General features: G+C 55.3%; 20 protein-coding genes and 1 pseudogene. 13 read left to right on the forward strand and 8 right to left on the reverse strand.

All coding sequences use genetic code 11. From position 1 onward, the window contains the following. Positions 1–122: 122 nt before the first annotated feature. Positions 123–887 carry a pyruvate dehydrogenase complex transcriptional repressor PdhR gene (gene pdhR / locus ACLGE8_RS11810; RefSeq protein WP_333499111.1) on the reverse strand — a complete coding sequence of 255 codons (765 nt, stop codon included), beginning with the start codon at positions 885–887 and terminating at the stop codon, positions 123–125. A 537-nt stretch (positions 888–1,424) separates the two neighbouring features. Between pdhR and aroP the strand changes: the two genes are divergently transcribed. From aroP to ACLGE8_RS11840, 6 genes are all read left to right on the forward strand, one after another. Continuing rightward, complete coding sequence (gene aroP, locus ACLGE8_RS11815; protein WP_410998672.1) at positions 1,425–2,795, forward strand: aromatic amino acid transporter AroP; 1,371 nt, start codon at positions 1,425–1,427, stop codon at positions 2,793–2,795. A 102-nt stretch (positions 2,796–2,897) separates the two neighbouring features. Next, a complete protein-coding gene (locus ACLGE8_RS11820) occupies positions 2,898–3,938 on the forward strand; it encodes a LacI family DNA-binding transcriptional regulator (RefSeq protein WP_410998674.1) in 1,041 nt (346 codons plus the stop codon). A gap of 141 nt (positions 3,939–4,079) precedes the next feature. After that, positions 4,080–5,150 (forward strand): SIS domain-containing protein, encoded by a 1,071-nt coding sequence (locus tag ACLGE8_RS11825; RefSeq protein WP_410998676.1) that lies wholly within the window; start codon positions 4,080–4,082, stop codon positions 5,148–5,150. A gap of 40 nt (positions 5,151–5,190) precedes the next feature. Next, a complete protein-coding gene (locus tag ACLGE8_RS11830) occupies positions 5,191–6,570 on the forward strand; it encodes a PTS transporter subunit EIIC (RefSeq protein ID WP_410998678.1) in 1,380 nt (459 codons plus the stop codon). A 165-nt stretch (positions 6,571–6,735) separates the two neighbouring features. Beyond that, positions 6,736–8,145, forward strand: a complete 1,410-nt coding sequence (locus ACLGE8_RS11835; protein WP_410998680.1) for a glycoside-pentoside-hexuronide (GPH):cation symporter — start codon at positions 6,736–6,738, stop codon at positions 8,143–8,145. After that, complete coding sequence (locus ACLGE8_RS11840) at positions 8,145–9,095, forward strand: family 43 glycosylhydrolase (protein ID WP_410998682.1); 951 nt, start codon at positions 8,145–8,147, stop codon at positions 9,093–9,095. Before ACLGE8_RS11835 ends, ACLGE8_RS11840 begins: the two co-directional genes overlap by 1 nt. Positions 9,096–9,174: 79 nt before the next feature. Here ACLGE8_RS11840 and ampE read toward each other — a convergent pair whose 3' ends face one another. Both ampE and ampD read right to left on the reverse strand, forming a co-directional pair. After that, on the reverse strand, positions 9,175–10,029 hold the full coding sequence (gene ampE / locus ACLGE8_RS11845; RefSeq protein WP_410998684.1) for a beta-lactamase regulator AmpE: 855 nt from the start codon (positions 10,027–10,029) through the stop codon (positions 9,175–9,177). Beyond that, positions 10,026–10,587, reverse strand: a pseudogene (gene ampD / locus ACLGE8_RS11850) (1,6-anhydro-N-acetylmuramyl-L-alanine amidase AmpD). The gene ampE and the pseudogene ampD overlap by 4 nt, the downstream one beginning before the upstream one ends. Positions 10,588–10,797: 210 nt before the next feature. Between ampD and nadC the strand changes: the two are divergent. From nadC to hofC, 4 genes are all read left to right on the forward strand, one after another. Next, positions 10,798–11,691, forward strand: a complete 894-nt coding sequence (gene nadC, locus ACLGE8_RS11855; RefSeq protein ID WP_410998686.1) for a carboxylating nicotinate-nucleotide diphosphorylase — start codon at positions 10,798–10,800, stop codon at positions 11,689–11,691. A 177-nt stretch (positions 11,692–11,868) separates the two neighbouring features. Continuing rightward, complete coding sequence (ppdD, locus tag ACLGE8_RS11860) at positions 11,869–12,306, forward strand: prepilin peptidase-dependent pilin (RefSeq protein WP_410998688.1); 438 nt, start codon at positions 11,869–11,871, stop codon at positions 12,304–12,306. A gap of 13 nt (positions 12,307–12,319) precedes the next feature. After that, entirely contained in the window at positions 12,320–13,705 is a 1,386-nt protein-coding gene (gspE, locus tag ACLGE8_RS11865) for a type II secretion system protein GspE (protein WP_410998690.1), read from the forward strand. Next, positions 13,698–14,900 carry a protein transport protein HofC gene (gene hofC, locus ACLGE8_RS11870; RefSeq protein WP_410998692.1) on the forward strand — a complete coding sequence of 401 codons (1,203 nt, stop codon included), beginning with the start codon at positions 13,698–13,700 and terminating at the stop codon, positions 14,898–14,900. Before gspE ends, hofC begins: the two co-directional genes overlap by 8 nt. Positions 14,901–14,931: 31 nt before the next feature. Here hofC and ACLGE8_RS11875 read toward each other — a convergent pair whose 3' ends face one another. After that, entirely contained in the window at positions 14,932–15,975 is a 1,044-nt protein-coding gene (locus ACLGE8_RS11875) for a GMP reductase (protein ID WP_185668533.1), read from the reverse strand. Between the two features lie 224 nt (positions 15,976–16,199). Here ACLGE8_RS11875 and coaE point away from each other — a divergent pair, with 224 nt between their 5' ends. The 3 genes from coaE to yacG are packed head-to-tail and all read left to right on the forward strand — an operon-like array spanning position 16,200 to position 17,767. Continuing rightward, positions 16,200–16,820, forward strand: a complete 621-nt coding sequence (gene coaE / locus ACLGE8_RS11880; protein WP_185668534.1) for a dephospho-CoA kinase — start codon at positions 16,200–16,202, stop codon at positions 16,818–16,820. Next, positions 16,820–17,563 (forward strand): cell division protein ZapD, encoded by a 744-nt coding sequence (gene zapD / locus ACLGE8_RS11885; RefSeq protein ID WP_185668535.1) that lies wholly within the window; start codon positions 16,820–16,822, stop codon positions 17,561–17,563. The genes coaE and zapD overlap by 1 nt, the downstream gene beginning before the upstream one ends. A 9-nt stretch (positions 17,564–17,572) precedes the next feature. Continuing rightward, entirely contained in the window at positions 17,573–17,767 is a 195-nt protein-coding gene (gene yacG, locus ACLGE8_RS11890) for a DNA gyrase inhibitor YacG (RefSeq protein WP_185668536.1), read from the forward strand. An 82-nt stretch (positions 17,768–17,849) separates the two neighbouring features. Here the strand turns inward: yacG and mutT are convergent, their stop codons facing one another. The 4 genes from mutT to lpxC form a co-directional block, all read right to left on the reverse strand. After that, positions 17,850–18,239 carry an 8-oxo-dGTP diphosphatase MutT gene (mutT, locus tag ACLGE8_RS11895; RefSeq protein WP_410998695.1) on the reverse strand — a complete coding sequence of 130 codons (390 nt, stop codon included), beginning with the start codon at positions 18,237–18,239 and terminating at the stop codon, positions 17,850–17,852. Between the two features lie 59 nt (positions 18,240–18,298). Then, positions 18,299–21,004 carry a preprotein translocase subunit SecA gene (gene secA / locus ACLGE8_RS11900; protein WP_185668540.1) on the reverse strand — a complete coding sequence of 902 codons (2,706 nt, stop codon included), beginning with the start codon at positions 21,002–21,004 and terminating at the stop codon, positions 18,299–18,301. Between the two features lie 64 nt (positions 21,005–21,068). Then, entirely contained in the window at positions 21,069–21,575 is a 507-nt protein-coding gene (secM, locus tag ACLGE8_RS11905; RefSeq protein ID WP_220440744.1) for a secA translation cis-regulator SecM, read from the reverse strand. Positions 21,576–21,837: 262 nt separating this feature from the next. Further along, positions 21,838–22,755 (reverse strand): UDP-3-O-acyl-N-acetylglucosamine deacetylase, encoded by a 918-nt coding sequence (gene lpxC / locus ACLGE8_RS11910; protein WP_185668542.1) that lies wholly within the window; start codon positions 22,753–22,755, stop codon positions 21,838–21,840. Positions 22,756–22,845: the final 90 nt, after the last annotated feature.

Raw genomic sequence — 22,845 nt, forward strand, 5'->3', positions numbered from 1 at the left:
GTCTGGAACCTGTCCCATTGTGCTTTCGTGGGAAAACACAATAAGACAGGTTCTGCGTTTAGTTGCCGCGCGCTAATGGCGCATTTTCACATTTCCCGGTCAAACGACTGCCGGAAAAAATATTAATCCTTTCGCTGCTGGAGACGACGTAACGAGCGCTCGCGGCGGCTCTGTTCACGGCTTCTATCCAGCAAAATCTCTTCGATGAAGGCCAGGTGGCGGTGTGACGCTTCGCGTGCCTGTTCGGGCTCGCCGGCCATAATCGCTTCAAAGATGCTTGTACGGTGGTCGCTGACCTGCGGGAGCATCTCCCGGCGGGCATACAGCAACTCAAAGTTTTGGCGAACGTTTTGCGCCAGCATAGGCTCCATACACCGTAGCAGATGGAGCAGTACTACGTTGTGGGCGGCTTCGGTGACCGCAATTTGATACTGGACGACGGCGTCAGATTCAGCGTCGAGGTCACCCGACTGCTGAGCCCGTTCGATGGCCTGATGCAGTTCGCGAATGCGTACGCGATCCTCATCAGTGCTGCGCAGTGCCGCGTAATAAGCCGCGATACCTTCAAGCGCGTGACGGGTCTCTAGCAGATCAAATTGGGATTCAGGGTGGTCGGACAGAAGCTCAACCAGCGGATCGCTGAAGCTCTGCCATAGGCTGCTTTGAACAAAAGTCCCGCCGCCCTGGCGACGAAGCAGGAGCCCTTTGGCTTCGAGGCGCTGGATAGCCTCACGCAGCGAAGGGCGAGAAACGTCGAACTGTTTTGCCAGTTCGCGTTCAGGTGGAAGTTTTTCGCCGGGGCGTAACGTCCCCTCAAGAATCAAAAACTCCAACTGCTGCTCAATCACATCGGATAGTTTTGGTTGGCGGATTTTGCTGTAGGCCATTGTTCCCTGTCTCTGCCATTAGCCCGGAGTCAATTGGTCTTACCAATTTCAAGTTCGTAGCGCTAAAGTAACAAAGTATTCACCTTATGTCCATACAGGTTTTGATTGAAATCAGTAAACCCGGCACTTTTTAACAACATTACAGAAATGATGTTTCAGAAATGTAACTTTGCACAAAAAATAACTTTACCCATAAAGAAGTACAGTTAACGAAATAAAAACAAAAATACGCAAACTGAACCGTTTCAATAAACCAATTAATGAATATTAATTCATTAAAATGCATTAAATACTCATTAAGGAGTCGATGTAATACTTGCACGCTCTCGTGACAGCTGTCGGCTTTTTATCCAACCCGTCATCATCCCTTCATAAAGCAGGTGCATTCCGTCGCGCTTACCACTATTCTGCTGATGACGAAAGAGCCCTACCTCTTTTTAAGAAATGATTTTCGTAAACATAACAATACAGAAAACGGAATTTCTTAAGTACATACGCAAACAGCGTCACAATAATAACCACACACGAGGTTTCACAATGGAAGGTCAACAACAAGGCGCACAGCTTAAGCGCGGCCTTAAGAACCGCCATATACAGCTGATCGCTCTGGGCGGCGCTATCGGCACAGGCCTGTTTCTCGGCAGCGCCTCCGTTATCCAGTCTGCCGGTCCGGGTATCATTCTGGGTTACGCTATCGCGGGCTTTATCGCCTTTATGATCATGCGCCAGCTCGGCGAAATGGTGGTTGAAGAGCCGGTCGCAGGCTCCTTTAGCCATTTTGCCTATAAATATTGGGGCAACTTTGCAGGCTTCGCGTCGGGCTGGAACTACTGGGTACTGTACGTACTGGTTGCTATGGCGGAACTGACTGCCGTCGGTAAATACATCCAGTTCTGGTGGCCTGAGATCCCTACCTGGGTATCGGCGGCCGTCTTCTTTATCGCTATTAACGCCATCAACCTGACCAACGTAAAAGTGTTCGGTGAGATGGAGTTCTGGTTCGCCATTATTAAAGTCATTGCCGTTATCGCTATGATCCTGTTCGGCGCGTGGCTGCTGTTCAGCGACACCGCTGGCCCGCAGGCGACCGTGCGCAACCTGTGGGAACAGGGCGGCTTCCTGCCTCACGGCTGGATGGGGCTGGTGATGATGATGGCGATTATCATGTTCTCCTTCGGCGGCCTTGAACTGGTGGGGATCACCGCAGCAGAAGCGGATAACCCAGAGCAGAGCATTCCAAAAGCCACCAACCAGGTTATCTACCGTATCCTGATTTTCTATGTGGGCTCACTGGCGGTACTGCTCTCTCTGATGCCGTGGACCCGCGTCACTGCAGACGTCAGTCCGTTCGTGCTTATCTTCCATGAACTGGGCGACTCGTTCGTGGCGAATGCCCTGAACATCGTGGTCCTGACCGCAGCACTCTCCGTGTACAACAGCTGCGTATACTGCAACAGCCGCATGCTCTTCGGCCTGGCGCAGCAGGGCAACGCCCCGAAAGCGCTGCTGAGCGTGGATAAGCGTGGCGTACCGGTGAATACCATCCTGGTTTCCGCCGTGGTTACCGCACTGTGCGTGCTGATCAACTACCTGGCGCCAGAATCCGCCTTCGGCCTGCTGATGGCCCTGGTGGTCTCCGCGCTGGTAATTAACTGGGCGATGATTAGCCTGGCACACATGAAGTTCCGTAAAGCCAAACAGCAGCAGGGCGTCACCACTCGCTTCCCAGCGCTGTTCTACCCGTTAGGGAACTGGATTTGCCTGATCTTCATGGCGGCCGTTCTGGTCATCATGGTGATGACGCCAGGCATGGCTATCTCGGTATGGCTGATTCCGGTGTGGATCGTCATTCTGGGTATTGGCTTTATGTTTAAGCAGAAAGGCGCCAAAACCGCGAAAGCACATTAATCCTACCCACGCTCTGTACCCATTGGGTGCAGAGCGTTCTCCCCTGCGCAAAAGTGATGTACCATTCCAGCGTTACCGTCGACAAAAGGACCTGGGTGGCTAATGAAAAAAAATCTCACGATCAAAGACATTGCCGAGCTGGCAAACGTCTCTATTGCCACCGTGTCACGCGTACTCAACAACAACAGTTGGGTGTCGGATAAAACGCGAGCCAAGGTGCAGCAGGTCATCGACGAACATCAGTTCAGCCCCAATCTGATGGCGCGCAGTATGATTTCACGCAAAAGCATGACGCTGGCCGTTGTCGTCTCGGACATCACCAACCCCTACTTCGCCACCCTGGTCGAGCAAATCGAAAAAGCCTGCCTGCAGGCCGGGTACAAAATCATCCTCTTCGATACGCAATCGGCGAACAAACGCTCCGGCTCCTCACTGGTGATTGCCGAAGATCAGATCTTCAGCACCATCATCGACAGCCAGCTCGACGGCGTGATTATCCTCGGCGGCAACATCGACTACCTGAAAATCCCTGAGAGCTATCTTGAAGGGTTACAGAAGCTTATCGCCTCGCTGCCGGTACTGGTGGTTGGGCGCAAGCTGGCGCGCTACGACTACACCTGCCTCGAACGCGACCAGGTTAACTGCGTGCAGATGATCACCCGTCATCTGCTCGACAAAGGCTATCGCGAGATGGCGTTTATCGGCGGCTCGTCCAACGTCTACATGACCGGACAACGCGTCAACGCCTTCCTGAACACGCTCAATGCCGCCGGTATTGCCAGCGATAGCGCGGTGATTATCGAAACCAACTTCTACCCGGAGCATGGCTATGAGGCCGCGCTACGGCTGATTAAATCTGAACGTCCCCTGCCTCAGGCGATTCTGGCGATTAACGATCGCGTCGCGATGGGCGCGATGCGGGCGCTGAAAGATAACGGCCTGTCCGTTCCCAACGATGTGGCTATTGCCAGCTGCGAGTATTTCCCCGGCAGCGAGTATTTCATCCCGCGCATTACCACCGTTAACCATAAAAATGACGAGATTGGTCAACAGGTTATCCGCCAGATGATGACCTTGTTGCAGGATATGTTGCCAGAAGCCCACACCATCACACCGGTGCTGGTCGCCGGTGAATCCGCGTAGTTCCCCGGCTGGCCTGCGGGCCGGCTGAACAGTAAATATTCAGATCCGCATCACAAATCAACATACGTAAAATTGACGATACATTTTCTCTCATAATATTTTACTGAAAACGTTTTCAGTTTTCAGCCAAGAGAGACAGCAATGAAACCCACCATGATGACCTATATCCACGAAGAGCAGGCAACGCTTGCCCATATCCTGGATAACTATCCGCATAACGTTCCGGCCATCACCGATGCTCGCGAGTGGCTGGTGCTGGCAACCGGCTCCAGCGCGAACGCGGCGGTCAGTGCAAAATACTATGTGGAAAGCCTCTCCGCGGTTCGTCTGACCATCGCAGAACCGTTCCACTATCAGCACTTTGAAAAACATAACCCGGCGATTGGCACGGTTGTCGCCGTCTCGCAAAGCGGTGAAAGCACCTCAACGCTGCACGCGATGGAAACGCTGAAAAAACAGTACGCCGTGCAAACCGTCGGCCTGACCAGCAAGCCGCAGAGCGAACTAGCCAAAACGGCGGACCGCTTTGTCCTGCTTGATATCGGTGAGGAACGCGTCGGCTACGTGACCAAAGGCTACGTGGCGACCATCCTGACGCTAATGCTGCTGGGGCTGCGCCATGCTCGCGCGGTTGACGCTATCGACGACGCGCGGGAACAGCAGGAGTTGGCGATGCTGCGGGAAGCCGTTAACGCTATCCCGTCGATCATTGATGCCACCGAAGCGTTCTTTACCCTCTGGCAGCCAGAACTGACGTCCTCTCCACGCTTTACCAGCATTGGCTACGGCCCAGCGGTCGGCGTGTGCATGGAGATGGCGACCAAATTTACCGAAACGGTGCGCGTCCCTTCTCAGGGAATTGAGATGGAAGTCTTTATGCACGGCCCGTACTTCGAGATTAATCCACAGCACCGCCTGTTCTTCCTCGACGTGCCGAGCGTGGCCCGCGAGCGTCTGGTGCTGCTGCGCCAGTATGAACAGCGTCATACCGACTACGTCTTTACCGTCACCCCGCAGGCAAGCGATGACCCGCACACCCTGGCGCTCAACGTCGCGTTGCCAGAAACCGCGCTGCCGCTGGTGATGGTGATTCCGTTCCAAATCCTCGCGCATCACATCGCCGAGGCGAAAGGCAATAACCTGCCGCAGCGTATCTTCACCGACTTCGGCGTGGCGGTAAAAAGTAAAACCAAACCAGGCGACTACGCCTAACAACAGCCTGTACCCTACCTACTGATAAAGGTGCCTCGTTATGGCGACTCAATATTTAGCCGTTGCACAACAAATCCTGGCCGCCGTTGGCGGCCAGGAGAATATCGAACACGCAAACCACTGCGCGACTCGCCTGCGTCTGAATCTGAAAGATGACTCGCAGGTCGATGAGAAAAGCCTGTATGAGCTTTCCGAGGTCGTGAAACTGGTCAATAACGGCAGTCAATTCCAGATTGTGATCGGCCCTAAGGTGGAGAAGATCTTTGCCGCGTTGAGCGAACTGATGCCCGGCGCGCAGGGTGCCGCCCCGGTGCATAAGCAGGAGCAAGAGCAGAAGGCGTCCGCGTTTAACCGTCTGCTGAGCACGCTCTCGGCGATTTTCACCCCCTACATCGGCGTCCTGGCAGGCGTTGGGGTGGTAAAAGGTCTGGTCGTGCTGCTGCAAACGCTGGATCTTATCTCAACCAAATCCTGGCTGTTTGTGGTCTTTAACGCCCTTTCCAGCGGCGTGTTCGTGATGTTGCCGCTATTTATTGCCGTCACCGCATCGGATAAGTTCAAAACCAACCGCTTCACCGCGCTGGCGCTAACCGCCGCGATGGTCTTCCCGCTGACCGACGCCGCCACGCCGGACCACGTTGAGATCTTTAACCTCGCCTTCCCGCTGAAAATCTACGGCGGAGCGGTGATCCCGGCGATTTTCGCGGTCTGGTTCCTCAGCTACGTCGAGCGCTGGTGCAAAAAGTGGGTGCCGGAAATCGCCGCGCTGGTGTTCGTTCCGTGCCTGTCGTTGATTATCAGTGGCTTCGTGGTCTTCACCGTGATTGGCCCCATTGCTGACTATGTCGGTATTGGTATCGCCAACAGCTACACCTGGCTCTATAACCTGAGCCCGATGCTGTCCGGCGCGCTGCTGGCGGGAATTGGTCAGCTGTTTGTGGTCTTCGGTGTGCACTGGGGGATCATCCCGATTGCCCTGATTAACATGCAGGTCAACGGCTACGATACGGTGATGGCGATGTTTATGTCCGCAGTGATGGGCCAGTTCGGCGCAGCATTTGGCGCCATCTTTATTGCCCGCAATCTGAAGGACAAGCAGCTGGCTATCTCCGCCTCCATTTCGGCCTTCTTCGGTATCACCGAACCAGCACTGTACGGCGTGAACCTGAAGTACCGGATGCTGTTTATCTTCGGCTGTATCGGCGCGGCGCTGGGCGGGGCAATCACCGGCCTGCTGGAGGTCAAAACCTACAGCTTCCTGCCGGTGCTTAATGTCTTCGAGCTGGGGCTGTTCAGTGGGCCAGAGTCGAAAGCCATTTATGAAGTGTTTGCGATTATCGTCGCCTTTAGCGTCCCGATGATCCTCACCATCATCTACGGCAAAACCCGCGTGCTGGTTCCAGCCGCCGATCTTCGCTGATTATCCACATGTGGTAGCGGCTGCAAACCGCTACCACGGCCTGTTACCTGCTTCACACTTTCCCCATGGCAGCAACATTATCCATATCAACAACGTTATCCTGCTAAGCGTTCACCCGTTCTGCAGCCAATAATCCTCTCTATACTCCCCATGAGAGACCTGGCGATGAACACAAGTAAACTGTCAGTAAAAGAGAAGATTGGCTATGGTATGGGCGACGCGGGATGCAACATCATCTTCGGCGCTATCATGTTGTTCGTTAACTACTTTTACACCGATATTTTTGGTTTAGCCCCGGCACTGGTGGGCGTGTTGCTGCTGTCCATTCGCGTGATTGACGCAGTCACCGACCCTATCATGGGCGCGATGGCCGACCGTACTCGCAGTAAATATGGCCGCTTTCGCCCCTGGCTACTGTGGATAGCCTTCCCCTACGCCCTGTTCAGCGTGCTGATGTTCACCACTCCGGAATGGAGCTACAGCAGCAAAGTCATCTATGCCTTTGTCACCTATTTCCTGCTCTCCATCACCTACACTGCGATCAACATTCCTTACTGCTCGCTCGGCAGCGTTATCACCAACGATCCGAAAGAGCGCGTGGCCTGTCAGTCCTACCGCTTTGTTCTGGTCGGCATTGCCACGCTGCTGCTATCGCTGACCCTGCTGCCGATGGCTGACTGGTTCGGCGGTGCGGATAAAGCCAAAGGCTACCAGATGGCGATGACCGTGCTGGCGTTTATCGGCATGTGTATGTTCCTGTTCTGCTTTGCCACAGTGCGCGAGCGCGTGCGCCCGGCGGTGCAAACCAACGACGAACTGAAGCAGGATTTAAAAGACGTCTGGAAAAACGACCAGTGGGTACGCATTTTGCTGCTGACGCTGTGTAACGTCTGCCCCGGCTTTATCCGCATGGCGGCGACCATGTATTACGTCACCTGGGTTATGGGGGAAAGCACCCACTTCGCCACTATTTTTATTAGCCTTGGCGTGGTCGGCATGATGATCGGCAGCATGCTGGCAAAAGTGCTGACCGACCGCTGGTGCAAACTGCAGGTCTTCTTCTGGACCAACATCGCGCTGGCTATTTTCTCCGTGGCCTTCTACTTCTTCGACCCACATGCCACCACGCTAATTGTGGTGCTCTACTTCCTGCTGAACGTGCTGCACCAGATCCCTTCCCCGCTGCACTGGTCGCTGATGGCTGACGTGGACGACTACGGCGAATGGAAAACCGGTAAGCGCATTACCGGCATCAGCTTCTCCGGCAACCTGTTCTTCCTCAAGGTCGGCCTGGCGGTAGCAGGGGCGATGGTAGGCTTCCTGCTCTCCTGGTACGGCTACGACGCGGGTGCCAAAGCGCAAAGCGATACCACCATCAACGGAATTATGCTGCTGTTCACCGTCATCCCGGGGGTAGGTTATCTGATAACCGCGGGCGTCGTCCGTCTGCTGAAAGTAGACCGCCGCCTGATGAAACAGATTCAGGAAGATCTGGAAAAACGTCGCACCAACTACCGCGAGCTGAATGAATACCAGCAAGAGTTGCAATCCACTGAACACGCAAGGAAAGCCTGATGAAGAACTGGCCGAATCCCTTTATTGAACAACGCGCCGACCCGTTTATTCTGCACCATGAGGGCGAGTACTACTTTATCGCCTCGGTGCCGGAGTACGACCGGCTGGAGATCCGCCGCGCCAGCAGCCTGGACGGACTACGAACGGCGACGCCAGCCGTCGTCTGGCGCAAACCCGAAACCGGGCCAATGAGCAACCTCATCTGGGCACCCGAACTGCACGCTATCGACGGTAAATGGTACATCTACTTCGCGGCGGCCCACACTCAGGCGCTGGATGCGCTGGGGATGTTCCAGCATCGCATGTTTGCGCTGGAATGTAGCGATGCCGACCTGTTAACCGGCTCGTGGGTAGAGAAAGGTCAGGTCAAAACGCCGTTCGATACCTTCTGTCTGGACGCCACCACCTTCCAGCATCAGGGAAAACGGTGGTATCTCTGGGCGCAGAAATCGCCGGATATTGCCGGCAACTCCAACCTCTATCTGGCCGAGCTGGAAAACCCATGGACGATTAAGGGCGAGCCGGTGCTGCTCAGCAAACCGGAGTTCGACTGGGAGTGTCGGGGTTTTCTGGTCAATGAAGGGCCCGCCGTAGTGACGCACGGTAACCGCCTGTTTATCAGCTACTCCGCCAGCGCCACCGACGAAAACTACTGCATGGGGCTGCTGTGGATTGATAAAGACGCCGATATGACGCAACCCGCCAACTGGCACAAATCACCACAGCCGGTGTTCACTACCAGCTATGAAAATCGCCAGTATGGGCCGGGGCATAACAGCTTTACGCAGACTCCTGAGGGGGAAGATGTGCTGGTCTATCACGCGAGGAACTACACGGAAATTGAGGGCGACCCGCTATATGACCCGAATCGTCATACGCGTCTGAAAACGGTGCGCTGGAAAGAGGATGGCATGCCTGACTTCGGTATTCCACCAGCAGATACGCTTTAACCCTTTTGCCCGGTGGCGCTGCGCTTACCGGGCCTACATTACCGTAGGCCAGATAAGCGCAGCGCCATCCGGCGACAAACTACACCAACGTCCCGTAAATCGTCAGCAGCGCCATCACCACCACCACCGCGTACGAGGTCTTCTTCGCCATCGACACCGCGGCTTTTGGCGTCGCCACCTTATCCACATGCGGCTCACGAGCGAGCGAATACTGCGCCAGATGGGTCAGTACCTGATACTGCGAAGAGTGACGGTCGCCCAGTGACGCAAACCACGCCGGAAGCGCTTTCTCACCGTGCCCCACCAGCGCGTACACCACGCCGACCAGACGTACTGGAACCCAATCCACCACGTGTAAAATCGCATCAATGCCAGACTGCAGGCGATGATGCGGCGTCTGGTAACGCGCCAGCCAGGACTGCCAGGCGCGTAAAAACGCATACCCCATCAGCGCCACCGGCCCCCAGGAACCACCCACCACAAACCAGAAAAGCGGTGCCAGATAAAAGCGGTAGTTAATCCACAGCAGCGCATTTTGCAGCTCACGCAGGAATTCACGCTCATCGCAGCCTGCCGGCACGCCGTGGATCATCGTCAGCTCGCTGGCCATCGCCTCACGCGCATGGGCATCATCGCGGGATGCCGCTTTAAGGTACGCATGGTAGTGCATGCGCACGCGGCCTGCGCCAATACACAGCAAGCCCAGCAGGATCCAGAACAGCAGTTCCGGGACATTAAACAGCAGCCCATCCAGCGCTCGCTGGATAATACCCACGACGACCATCGCGGCGATAGTCATCACCAGCGTGCCCGCCATGGAATAGTGCTTCACTCGCCGGAACAGCGTCTCGAGGCGGTGATCGAGTTGCCAGTGTTCGCCGAGCTTAAACAGTCGCTCCGCAAACAGAACCAGAAGCGTGGTAAACAGCGTCATGTCATCTCCTTATTAGACGGGGGTGACCAGTGCACGAAAACGGGTCCAATCAAACGCTGGGCCGGGGTCAGTTTTACGCACGGGCGCAATATCACAGTGGCCGGTCATATTATCGGCAATCGCGGGGTACTCGCGAATAAGCAGCTGGGTTAACGCCGCCAGCTGCAGGTACTGTTCATCGGTATAGGCCAGCATATCGGTACCTTCAAGCTCAATGCCGATAGAAAAATCATTGCAGCGCTCGCGGCCATGATAGGAGGAGACTCCAGCATGCCAGGCGCGCTTATCAAAAGGAACGTACTGCACAATTTCGCCATCCCGGCGAATCAGGCAGTGGGCAGAAACGCGCAAATGGGCGATTTCCGCAAAGAACGGATCGGCATCGGGGTCGATCGTGCCGGTAAACAGCGCATCTATCCACGGGCCGCCAAACTGACCTGGCGGCAAACTAATGTTATGCACAACCAACAGTGAAGGCGATTCATCCTCCGGGCGACTATCATGGTGTGGAGACGGCACGTGCCGCACACCCACCAGCCAGCCCTTATCTAACTGCATTCAGGAACTCCTTATATACGGCCTTTATATTCGTTGCAGCAAGGTGCAACGCAGCAAATCCCCGGGAGCGTACATAAGTACGTGACTGGGGTGAGCGAGGAAAGCTAATGCCGCTGCGGCTTGAAGTACGACGAGTATATATGGTTATGCCGGTCGGTTCAGAGTAGCATGTTTCAAACTTTCGCATCGTTACCAATTTGGAGCTTTATTATGCCGCCTCGCCGTTATAACTCAGACCATCGACGTGACGCGCTACTGGAACGTATCAACCTCGATATCCCCAACGCCGTCGCCCAAGCACTACGCGAAGATCTGGGGGGCGAAGTTGATGCCCATAACGATATTACCGCACAATTGCTGCCGGAAAACAGCCACTCACATGCGGTGGTCATTACTCGTGAAGACGGCGTATTTTGCGGCAAACGCTGGGTTGAAGAGGTCTTTATTCAACTCGCCGGCGATGACGTCACACTCACCTGGCACGTGGCCGACGGCGACGCGGTAAAAGCCGACCAGCCGCTGTTTGAAATTGATGGCCCTTCCCGCGTGCTGCTGACTGGTGAGCGCACCGCGCTGAACTTCGTGCAAACGCTCTCCGGCGTGGCCAGCGAAGTCCGCAAATATGTCGAACTGCTGGAAGGCACCCACACCCAACTGCTGGATACCCGCAAAACGCTACCGGGCCTGCGCACCGCGCTGAAATATGCCGTACTGTGCGGCGGCGGCGCGAACCACCGTCTGGGGCTTTCCGACGCGTTCCTGATTAAAGAGAACCACATTATTGCCTCCGGCTCCGTGCGTCAGGCGGTAGAAAAAGCCTTCTGGCTGCACCCGGACGTTCCGGTTGAAGTTGAAGTGGAAAGCCTGCAGGAGCTTACCGAAGCGCTGAAGGCCGGGGCCGATATCATCATGCTTGATAACTTCAACACCGAGCAGATGCGTGAAGCGGTGAACATCACCCAAGGCCAGGCACAGCTGGAAGTCTCCGGCAACGTCACCTTCAACACCATCCGTGAATTTGCTGAAACCGGCGTGGACTATATCTCCGTCGGCGCGTTGACCAAGCACGTCCGCGCCCTCGACCTCTCCATGCGTTTCCGCTAAATCCTCACTCAATGCCCTCCTCCGCGGGGGCATTTTTTCGAGCCCGACTCCCGTATCCCCTGCAAAGCTGCAACAGCAGTACAAAGTCTGGAAGGCCGTTTCCTGTCTACGTTTTTGTCCCTCGCGATACCAGTACAGCTCTGACACAGTGGCTCCAGATTCAGCAAGGAGCAGATCATGGACAAACAAAAGGGCTTCACTCTTATCGAACTGATGGTGGTTATCGGCATTATCGCCATTCTCAGCGCCATCGGCATACCGGCCTATCAGAACTACCTGCGCAAAGCCGCACTCACCGACATGCTACAAACCTTTGTTCCCTATCGTACGGCGGTTGAACTCTGCGCGCTCGATCGCGGCGGCGTAGCTAACTGCGATGCGGGCAGTAACGGTATTCCTTCACCGACCACCACGCGCTACGTCTCAGGCATGAGCATTGCCAAAGGCACTGTCACACTCACCGGGCAAGAGAGTCTGAACGGCTTGAGCGTTACGCTGGTCCCCGGTTGGGATAACGCCAACGGCATTACCGGCTGGCAGCGTACCTGCGCCATTCAGAGCGACAGCGCCTTACAGCAAGCCTGTGAGGATGTCTTCCGCTTTGACGTGCAATAACCAGGACACCCACATGAAACACGAACAGCTGTTAACGCTGTGCCAGCGCCATCACGCGCTGCTGCTGAATAACGACATAGGGGAGTTGAATATTGCCGTCGTCGGCGCGCCGCCAGGGGAGTTGCTGGAGGCCCTGCGCTTCGCGACCCAAAAGCGGGTCGATATTGAATGCTGGGATCAGGAGCGAATGGACAAATACCTGGAGCAAAACGCTCAAAAGACGACACCAACCGCTCCAGAAGAGAGTGACAACGTGGTAGTCAGGCTCGATCGGCTTCTCAAGCAGGCGCTATCGCAGCGGGCGTCCGATATCCATCTTGAACCTTCGGAACATTATCTGCGCATCCGGTTACGGGTGGACGGCGTGCTGCATGCGCTCCCCACGGTACCGCTGCCGCTGATGACGCCGCTGATTGCCCGGCTTAAGGTACTCGGCAACCTGGATATTGCCGAACGTCGATTGCCGCAGGATGGCCAATTTACGCTGGATGTCGCCGGGAAGCCGCTCTCCTTTCGCATCTCGACGCTGCCCTGCCGTTACGGTGAAAAGGTGGTGCTGCGTCTGCTGCACAAAGTCGAACAGGCGTTGGATCTCCAGCGGCTCGGGATGTCACCAGAGGCCCTCACGCTATTTCAATCGGCGCTGGCTCAGCCGCAGGGGCTTATCCTGGTCACCGGCCCTACCGGCAGCGGGAAAACCGTCACGCTCTATAGCGCTCTGCAAAGTCGCAACAAGACAGAGGTGAATATTTGTAGCGTGGAAGATCCCATTGAAATTCCACTCGACGGCCTTAACCAGACGCAGGTCAGCACGAAAAGCGGGCTGACTTTTCAAAACGTCCTGCGATCTCTTTTACGTCAGGACCCGGATATTGTGATGGTCGGCGAAATCCGCGACGGCGAAACGGCAGAGATAGCCATTAAAGCGGCGCAAACCGGGCATCTGGTGCTCTCAACGCTGCATACCAACTCAACCGTAGAGACCTTAATCCGCTTAGAGCAGATGGGGGTGGCGCGCTGGATGGTATCGTCAGCGCTGGTGATGGTTGTCGCACAGAGATTGGTACGTAAGCTATGCCCGCACTGCCGCCAGAAAACCACCGACGAGCACTCACTGCCTCGCGCCCTATGGCCCCGGCAGTTGCCACATTGGGCAGCGCCCGGCTGCCAACACTGCTACGGCGGCTATCAGGGGCGGCTTGCGCTGTTTGAGGTTCTCCCCGTCACCGCCCCTATCCGTCAGGTCATTGCTAATGGCGTTACGCCTGCTGAGCTGATGCGCCACGCCCGGCTGGCCGGAATGAGCACGCTATTTGAAAGCGGCTGTCTGGCGGTCGAACAAGGGCAGACGACGCAGGAAGAACTGTTTCGCATACTCGGAATGCCGAAAGATGAGTGAGCAGCTATGGTTCTGGCAGGGGGTAACGGCCCAAGGAGACGCACAAAGCGGCACCCTGTGGGCCGCCCACAGACCGGCGGTATTGCTGGCCTTGCAACGTCAGCACATCACCGTGACCACCCTGAAGCGCCGGGCGGTGAATCGCGCCTTATGGCGAGCGCAGCATAGCAGTGCGGTTATCAGCCAGCTCGCCACGCTACTACAGGCTGGGCTCACGCTCTCCGACGGGCTGGCGCTTCTCGCCGAGCAGCACCCCGCGCCGCAGTGGCGGGCGCTGTTAAGCACGCTTGCCGAACGGCTGTCACAGGGCGTCTCGCTCTCAGAAGGCCTGCAGCAGTGGCCGCAGGCGTTTCCCCCGCTCTATCTGTCGATGATTCGTACCGGCGAAATCACCGGTAAATTAGAGCACTGTTGCCTGGCGCTCGCCCACCAGCAGAAGGCGGAACTGCTATTAAGAGCCAAAGTGAAAAAGGCCCTGCGCTACCCGCTGATTATTCTGTCTCTCGCCGTGCTGGTGGTCATGGCTATGGTCGGGTTTGTGCTACCGGAATTCACCGCCATTTACCGTACCTTTAATACGCCGCTTCCCGCGCTGACCCTCGCGGTAATGGCAACGGCGGCATTCGTTGAACGGTGGTTTGTGTTAATCATCGGCATCCTGTTTTTACCGCCAGGAATCAACGCAGCGCTTAGTCACCATCCGCCCTGGCTACGCCTCCGCCAGCGGGTGCTATTGGCGCTGCCGGTGATGGGAACGCTTATCCATCGACAGAGGCTTAGTCAGATATTTACCGTGCTGGCTCTGACCCAGCGAGCGGGGATCGCATTTTTACAGGGGCTGGAAACCGTTGAAGAGACGCTGAACTGCCCGTGGTGGCAAGACGTCGTGACAAGGTTACGCCAGGAGATAGCGCAAGGCTGCGCCATCTGGCAGGCGATGGAAAACAGCCGTGCTTTTACGCCCTTATGCCTACAGTTGGTGAGAACCGGCGAGGCGTCCGGTGCGCTGGATGACATGCTGGAGAATTTGGCTCGCCATCATCATGAACACACGCAAAATTTAGCCGAGAATTTAACCGCGCTGCTGGAGCCTGCGCTATTGATTGTGACCGGGGTGATTATCGGGACGCTAGTGGTGGCGATGTATCTGCCCATTTTTCATCTGGGCGATGCTATCAGCGGCGGGATGGGATAACGCTGGCGCAGGGCGCGCCAGCGTTAGCGAATTACAGGCTGTTGAACACGCGGTTCTCTTGTTCCTGTACGCGGATAAAGGTGGTGCGTTTGGTCAGCTCTTTTAAGCGCGATGCCCCAACGTAGGTGCAGGCAGAACGCAGGCCGCCCAGGATGTCGCGAGCGGTGTTATCAACCGGGCCGCGCAGCGGCAGCTTAACGGTTTTGCCTTCGGCTGCGCGGTACTGCGCAACGCCGCCAACGTGACGCTTCATCGCTGACTCAGAGCTCATGCCGTAGAACAGCATGAATTTTTCACCGTTTTCTTCCACTACGGTGCCGCCGCTCTCGTCGTGGCCGGCCAGCATACCGCCGAGCATCACGAAGTCTGCGCCGCCGCCGAATGCCTTAGCCACATCGCCTGGCATGGTGCAACCGCCATCGCTGACGATTTGGCCGCCAAGGCCGTGCGCCGCATCGGCACATTCGATAACCGCAGACAGCTGCGGATAGCCCACGCCGGTTTTCACACGGGTGGTGCACACTGAACCTGGGCCGATACCCACTTTCACGATATCAGCGCCGGACAGAATCAGCTCTTCACACATTTCACCCGTTACCACGTTGCCTGCGCAGATGGTTTTGGTCGGCCAGGCCGCACGTGCTTTTGCCACAAACTGAACGAAGTGCTCGGAGTAACCATTTGCCACATCAATGCAGACGAAGTTCAGTGACGGGTGCAGCTTCAGGATCTGCTGTGTTTTTTCGAAATCAGCATCGGAGGTGCCGGTCGATACCATCACATGACGCAGAACGTCTTCAGACTCGGCCTGAACAAACGCGCTCCACTGTTCAACAGTGTAGTGCTTGTGTACGGCGGTGAGGATATCAAAAGAGGCTAATGCTTTTGCCATCCCGAAAGTACCCACGGAGTCCATATTCGCAGCAATGATCGGCACGCCAGACCAGCGTTGTCCTGAATGTTTAAAGGTGAATTCGCGTTCCAGTTCAACATCGGAACGGCTTTTAAGGGTAGAGCGCTTAGGGCGGATAAGAACGTCTTTGAAACCTAACTTCAGATCTTCTTCGATACGCATGTGCGAATTCCTGGGGTTAATGGCAATTAAATTGAGAGCACAACTCCAGTAATGCAATCATACGCACTAATCAGGGCTTCGCAAGACTGCGAATTTCACTTTTTTTACGCTACAATCCCATAAATTTACCTGGCGATTAGTGCCGTGTATCGTTGATTCACTCACTCGGGCCGCCAGTTTTTTAACCAAATGATTTTCATACTAAAAATCCAGGGCTAAGCGGTATGACTTACACAGTAGCGTTAACAGGCGGCATCGGAAGCGGCAAAAGTACGGTCGCAGATGCGTTTTTTCGCCTGGGTATTTACGTTATTGATGCCGATATTATTGCCCGTCAGGTTGTCGAAACAGGTACACCAGCGCTAGCGGCTATTGCCGAACATTTCGGCGCATCTATTCTGACCGAGGAAGGCGCACTAAACCGTCGCGTACTGCGCGAACATATTTTCGCCCACCCCGATGAAAAAGCCTGGCTAAACGCCCTATTGCATCCCCTTATTCAGCAAGAAACGCAGCGCCAACTACAGCAGGCAACCTCGCCTTATGTACTCTGGGTTGTTCCTCTGCTGGTGGAAAACAAACTCTACGAGCGGGCCGATCGCGTACTGGTCGTCGATGTGTCACGCGAAACCCAGCTTCTTAGAACCATGCAGCGTGACCAGGTGTCGCGAGAGCATGCGGAAAATATTCTTGCTGCCCAGGCCACTCGCGAAGCGCGTCTGGCGGTAGCTGATGACGTCATTAATAACAACGGCACACCAGATGCGATTGCATCGGATGTCGCTCGCCTTCACGCCCTCTATCTTGAGCTCGCGGCACAGGCTGTATCACAGGAAAAATCGTAATGCACACCCACATCCTTTTTGAGCACCCCCTGAACGAAAAAATGCGTACCTGGCTGCGTATTGAATTTCTGACGGAACAATTGAACGCCAATTTACCCATCAGGGATCACGCCAGCGCACTGCATTTTTTTCGCAATGTAGGGGATTTACTGGATGTGTTCGAGCGCGGCGATATTCGCACCGAACTGCTCAAAGAACTGGAGCGCCAGCAGCGCAAACTGAACGCCTGGAGCGAAGTTGAGGGTGTGGACTTAACCCGTATTGATGCTCTGCGCCAGCAGTTAAAGAACAGCAGTAGCATCCTGATGGCCGCGCCGCGCGTAGGGCAATTTCTGCGTGAAGACCGGTTGATTGCGCTGGTTCGCCAGCGTCTGAGCATTCCCGGCGGCTGCTGCAGCTTCGATTTGCCAACGCTGCATATCTGGCTGCACTCAAAGCAGCATCAGCGCGATGCACAGGTTGATACCTGGCTGGAGAGCCTGGCGCCGTTGAACCAGGCGCTGTCGCTGATTCTCGATCTGGTGCGCAACTCCGCCCAGTTCCGCAAACAGACTAGCCTCAACGGCTTCTACCAGGATAACGGTGAAGATGCCGACCTGCTGCGCCTGAAGCTGGAAATTACATCGCAGCTGTATCCGCAGATCTCCGGGCACAAGAGCCGCTTTGCCATCCGCTTTATGCCGCTGGATAGTGAGCATGGTCTGGTGCCAGAGCGTCTGGATTTTGAACTGGCCTGCTGCTAAGGAGAGACCATGTCTGACGTCACCACGGTAAACTGCCCAACCTGCAACAAACCAGTTATCTGGGGCGAACAGAGCCCCTATCGCCCGTTCTGCTCCAAGCGCTGCCAGTTGATCGATCTCGGCGAATGGGCGGCAGAAGAGAAACGCATTCCGAGCAGCGGCGACCTCTCCGAGAGCGACGACTGGAGCGAAGACCAGCAGTAAACCAAAGGTAGCCCGGCCAAGCGTAGCGACGCCGTGGCCTCTCCAGAGTCGGTGCTAACGCACCTAGTCCGGGCTACAAATCTTACTCTGCAATCAGCTTTTCAATCACCGGTGCGTTCGCTGGCGGAAACTCCTCCGCGACCAGTTCCTGCTGCGCCACCCAGCGTCCCGGCTGCCCTTCTTTACCCCACGGCTCGCCTTCCCAACCGTCAACCAGCCAGAACCACAGCGTGATGTGGCGGTCGGGGAACTGATACTCCAGCTTATCAAACTGATGCAGCGACGTGGCAGCGATGCCGACCTCTTCCTGCAGTTCACGGATAACCGCATCCTGAGGCGTTTCACCGGCCTCAATTTTCCCGCCAGGAAACTCCCATTTATGGGCCATATGTGCGTCGGCAGCACGCTGGGTAATGTAGATCTCACCAGCGGTGTTGCGAATGATGCCAACGGATATTTGCAGTATTTTCATTTTGTCTTATCCATAAAAAAGGCGCAGTAGTCTGCGCCTTTTGTCTTGTTATCGTGACCTTAGCTCAGACGGCCGTGGCACTGTTTGAATTTTTTACCGGAACCGCAAGGGCACGGATCGTTACGACCCACTTTACGATCGCCGGTTTGCGCTGCCAGATCTTCTGCAACGGCTTCGTCATCGCTCTTATGGCTCAGCTGCTGCATCTGCGCCAGACGCTCAGCCTCCAGACGGCGCTGCTGCTCCATCTCTTCCACTTCTTCCGGCATACGCACCTGAACCTTGCTCAGGGTGCTGATCACTTCATACTTCAGTGACTCCAGCATCGCAGCGAACATAGCGAAGGATTCGCGCTTGTATTCCTGCTTTGGATCCTTCTGTGCATAGCCACGCAGGTGGATACCCTGACGCAGGTAGTCCATCGCCGCCAGGTGCTCTTTCCACAGGGAGTCGAGAGTCTGCAGCATCACGCCTTTCTCGAAGTGACGCATCATTTCGGTGCCAACCACTTCTTCTTTACGCTGATAGACCTCAACGGCGCTTGCCAGAATACGCTCACGCAGCGTCTCTTCGTGCAGCTCAGGCTCTTTGTCCAGCCACTCAGAGATAGGCAGTTCGAGGTCGAAGTCGTTTTTCAGACGTTCCTGCAGGCCAGGGATGTCCCACATTTCCTCCAGAGACTGCGGAGGAATGTGCGCATCAATGGTCGCTTTGAAGACATCTTCACGGATGCTGTTGATGGTTTCGCTCACGTCAGACACGTCCAGCAGTTCGTTACGCTGGGTGTAGATAGCGCGACGCTGATCGTTGGCAACGTCATCATATTCCAGCAGCTGCTTACGAATATCGAAGTTGCGGCTTTCCACTTTACGCTGTGCGTTAGCAATTGCTTTGGTCACCCACGGGTGCTCGATAGCTTCGCCCGGCTTCATCCCCAGCTTACGCATCATGCCGGACACGCGGTCGGAGGCAAAGATACGCATCAGGGCATCTTCCATGGACAGGTAGAAACGGGAAGAACCCGCATCACCCTGACGACCGGAACGGCCGCGCAGCTGGTTATCGATACGACGAGATTCGTGACGTTCGGTACCAATGATGTGCAGACCACCTGCCGCCAGAACGGCATCGTGACGAACCTGCCAATCGGCTTTAATCTGAGCAATCTGTTCAGGGGTTGGATCTTCCAGCTGCGCCACTTCCGCCTGCCAGCTGCCGCCCAGCATAATATCGGTACCACGACCCGCCATATTGGTGGCGATGGTCACGGCAGCAGGATAACCCGCCTGAGCAACGATGTCCGCTTCGCTGGCGTGGAACTTGGCGTTCAGCACGTTGTGCTTGATGCCTGCTTTGGTCAGCTCATGGGAAACCACTTCGGATTTTTCGATAGAGATAGTACCGACCAGCACCGGTTGGCCTGCGGCAGTACGCTCTTTGATATCTTCGATGATCGCCTGAATTTTTTCCGCTTCGGTCATGTAGACCAGATCCGGCATATCTTTACGGATCATTGGGCGGTTAGTTGGCACCACAACGGTATCCAGCTTGTAGATGGAGCTGAATTCGAAGGCTTCGGTGTCCGCCGTACCGGTCATACCGGCCAGCTTTTCGTACAGACGGAAGTAATTCTGGAAGGTGATGGACGCCAGCGTCTGGTTTTCATTCTGGATCTCAACGCCTTCTTTCGCTTCCACCGCCTGGTGCAGGCCATCGGACCAGCGACGGCCCTGCATGGTACGACCGGTATGTTCATCGACGATGATAACCTCGCCATCTTTGACGATGTAGTCAACGTCGCGGGTGAACAGCACGTGGGCGCGCAGCGCAGCGGTAACGTGGTGCATCAGCATGATGTTAGCCGGAGAGTACAGGGACTCGCCTTCTTCCATAATGCCTTCGTTCACCAGCAGCTCTTCAATCAGCACCAGACCGCGTTCGGTCAGGTTCACCTGGCGAGATTTTTCATCCACAGAGAAGTGACCTTCACCCTGGAAGGTGTCGGAATCTTCCTTCTCCTGACGTACCAGATGAGGAATGATTTTGTTCACTTTCTTGTACATTTCGGAGCTGTCTTCCGCCGGACCGGAGATGATAAGCGGCGTACGCGCTTCATCGATCAGGATGGAGTCAACTTCATCGACCAGCGCATAGTGCAGTTTACGCTGTACGCGCTCTTCCGGGCTGAATGCCATGTTATCGCGCAGGTAGTCAAAACCGTATTCGTTGTTGGTACCGTAGGTGATATCCGCGTTGTAGGCTTCGCGCTTAGCAGGCGCTGGCAGGCCGGACATGTTGATACCAACGGTCATGCCGAGGAATTCGAACAGCGGGCGGTTGTTTTCGGCGTCACGCTGCGCCAGATAGTCGTTGACGGTAACCACGTGCACACCCTTGCCGGACAGCGCGTTCAGGTAAGCCGGCAGCGTTGCGGTCAGGGTTTTACCTTCACCGGTACGCATTTCCGCGATGCAGCGGTCATTCAGAACCATACCGCCGAGCAGCTGCACGTCGAAGTGACGCATGCCAAACACACGCTTACTCGCTTCACGAACCACAGCAAACGCTTCTGGGATAAGGCTCTCAACGGATTCGCCTTTTTCAATGCGCGCGCGAAATTCGTTGGTCTTCGCTTTCAGTTCGTCGTCGGAGAGTTTTTCCATCTCCGGTTCCATCGCATTGATGATGCCTACAGCTTTACGCATGCGGCGCAGGGTACGGTCGTTACGACTACCAAAAACTTTGGTCAATAATTTGATTAACATAATAAAATCTCAAACGCCCCGACATTTCGGAGTCAGAAAAATAAAGGATAAAAAGCGGTTATTTTCAGACGAGGCGCTGCGGCCCGGCGCGGATCCCCTGCACCTGGCTTATCCAGGTCGGGATGCTAAATGCGTGAGGGGGTAAGGCTGGTAAAATGACGGCTTGGGCGATCACCGCCGGCGGCTGGCTTTCAACATTGAGTAACGCGTTGAGCGTATCGAGCAGAGCCAGATGCTGCGCAGCCTGAAGCGGCGACGCGGGCTCGGCAACCGGTGACGCGGTAGGCGCCATGGCAAAAGAGAGGTGGCGAATAACCGTGCGAATGGCATGCTGATGCCAGTAGTCCACGCTAAAGGATGGGCGGCGGTTGTTCTCAAGGCGCGCCAACTGCGTGAAATCAATTTTCTGCGACGGATGATGGTTACTGGTGGTCTCACGGGCAGGCGACGCTGGCTCGGTATTACTCGCAAGCGCAGGCAAGCCAAAGCTGGCAGCAACCATCCCCAACAGGAGATGCGGCCAGAAGTAGCGTCTGCCAAACTGTCGCCAACGCGTCAGCATTCCACTCACGTAATATTCCACCTTCGGTTTTAAGTACCGTTATTCTATTTTCGCGCCAAGATATTATCATTAATGCAGCGCTGCGACAGCAGGAATGACGAAATCATCACCGAAAAACGGGTTAAGAAAGCAGCGGTTGCACAGGAGTGTGATCTTTAGAAAGACACTGACGGCGGGAAAAGGAAATTTCGAGCGCTAAAAAGAAAAAACGACTGGTTCCCTGACCGGAGAGAGTGCCAGGTTGCCAGTCGAATTTACGCGATGGTTAGGCTTACGCCAGAACCATTGATGGTGCTTTGAACGCCAGCGGCAGTTCTGCGTCGTCCTGGAAGGTCACGAATTCCCAAGCTTCCTGTTTTGCCAGGACCGCCTGCAGAAGTTTGTTATTGAGCGCATGACCGGATTTGTACGCGGTAAATGCACCAATAATGTTGTGACCACACATGAACAAGTCACCGATAGCATCCAGCATTTTGTGACGAACGAATTCATCTTCAAAACGCAGGCCGTCTTCGTTCAGTACGCGATAATCGTCAACAACGATGGCACAATCGAAGCTGCCGCCCAGGCACAGGCCGCGGGACTGCAGATATTCGATATCACGCATGAAACCGAAAGTACGGGCACGGCTGATCTGGCGCATGAACGCATCTGCGGAGAAGTTCATCGCATAACGCTGCGTGCTGGAGTCAATCGCCGGGTGGTTAAAGTCGATGGTAAAGTCCAACGAGAAACCATTGTACGGTTTGAATTCAGCCCACTTATCGCCATCTTCAACGCGAACGGTGTCTTTAATACGGACGAATTTCTTCGCGCAGTTCAGTTCATCAATGCCGGCATCCAGCAACAGATAAACAAATGGCGCAGCACTACCGTCCATAATCGGGATTTCTGGCGCATCGACTTCAACAACGATGTTGTCGATACCCAGGCCCGCCAGCGCGGCGTTGAGGTGCTCTACGGTAGAAATCCGCACGTCATGCTCGTTGACCAGGCAAGTACAGAGCATAGTATCACGCACAGATTTGGCATCGGCCGGGAAATCTACCGGAGGATTCAAGTCGGTGCGACGATAGATGACCCCGGTATTTGCCGGCGCAGGGCGTAACGTCAGTGTGACCTTTTTGCCGGTATGTAAACCGACGCCAGTCGCCTGAACGATACGTTTAAGAGTCCTTTGTTTGATCATCGTATAATCTCGCCAAATTAACTATCCAACCGAAGTGTATAACACATTCGGTGGGCCAGTTTAGCACAAAGAGCGCAGATTCCCAACTTC

The sequence above is a fragment of the Kluyvera sp. 142486 genome (assembly GCF_046569695.1).
GTDB lineage: Bacteria > Pseudomonadota > Gammaproteobacteria > Enterobacterales > Enterobacteriaceae > Kluyvera.

Bases quoted from the DNA above. Each gene is read 5' to 3' on its own strand.
- pdhR (WP_333499111.1), bottom strand. From the start codon at position 887: ATGGCCTACAGCAAAATCCGCCAACCAAAACTATCCGATGTGATTGAG.
- aroP (WP_410998672.1), top strand. From the start codon at position 1,425: ATGGAAGGTCAACAACAAGGCGCACAGCTTAAGCGCGGCCTTAAGAAC.
- ACLGE8_RS11820 (WP_410998674.1), top strand. From the start codon at position 2,898: ATGAAAAAAAATCTCACGATCAAAGACATTGCCGAGCTGGCAAACGTC.
- ACLGE8_RS11825 (WP_410998676.1), top strand. From the start codon at position 4,080: ATGAAACCCACCATGATGACCTATATCCACGAAGAGCAGGCAACGCTT.
- ACLGE8_RS11830 (WP_410998678.1), top strand. From the start codon at position 5,191: ATGGCGACTCAATATTTAGCCGTTGCACAACAAATCCTGGCCGCCGTT.
- ACLGE8_RS11835 (WP_410998680.1), top strand. From the start codon at position 6,736: ATGAACACAAGTAAACTGTCAGTAAAAGAGAAGATTGGCTATGGTATG.
- ACLGE8_RS11840 (WP_410998682.1), top strand. From the start codon at position 8,145: ATGAAGAACTGGCCGAATCCCTTTATTGAACAACGCGCCGACCCGTTT.
- ampE (WP_410998684.1), bottom strand. From the start codon at position 10,029: ATGACGCTGTTTACCACGCTTCTGGTTCTGTTTGCGGAGCGACTGTTT.
- nadC (WP_410998686.1), top strand. From the start codon at position 10,798: ATGCCGCCTCGCCGTTATAACTCAGACCATCGACGTGACGCGCTACTG.
- ppdD (WP_410998688.1), top strand. From the start codon at position 11,869: ATGGACAAACAAAAGGGCTTCACTCTTATCGAACTGATGGTGGTTATC.
- gspE (WP_410998690.1), top strand. From the start codon at position 12,320: ATGAAACACGAACAGCTGTTAACGCTGTGCCAGCGCCATCACGCGCTG.
- hofC (WP_410998692.1), top strand. From the start codon at position 13,698: ATGAGTGAGCAGCTATGGTTCTGGCAGGGGGTAACGGCCCAAGGAGAC.
- ACLGE8_RS11875 (WP_185668533.1), bottom strand. From the start codon at position 15,975: ATGCGTATCGAAGAAGATCTGAAGTTAGGTTTCAAAGACGTTCTTATC.
- coaE (WP_185668534.1), top strand. From the start codon at position 16,200: ATGACTTACACAGTAGCGTTAACAGGCGGCATCGGAAGCGGCAAAAGT.
- zapD (WP_185668535.1), top strand. From the start codon at position 16,820: ATGCACACCCACATCCTTTTTGAGCACCCCCTGAACGAAAAAATGCGT.
- yacG (WP_185668536.1), top strand. From the start codon at position 17,573: ATGTCTGACGTCACCACGGTAAACTGCCCAACCTGCAACAAACCAGTT.
- mutT (WP_410998695.1), bottom strand. From the start codon at position 18,239: ATGAAAATACTGCAAATATCCGTTGGCATCATTCGCAACACCGCTGGT.
- secA (WP_185668540.1), bottom strand. From the start codon at position 21,004: ATGTTAATCAAATTATTGACCAAAGTTTTTGGTAGTCGTAACGACCGT.
- lpxC (WP_185668542.1), bottom strand. From the start codon at position 22,755: ATGATCAAACAAAGGACTCTTAAACGTATCGTTCAGGCGACTGGCGTC.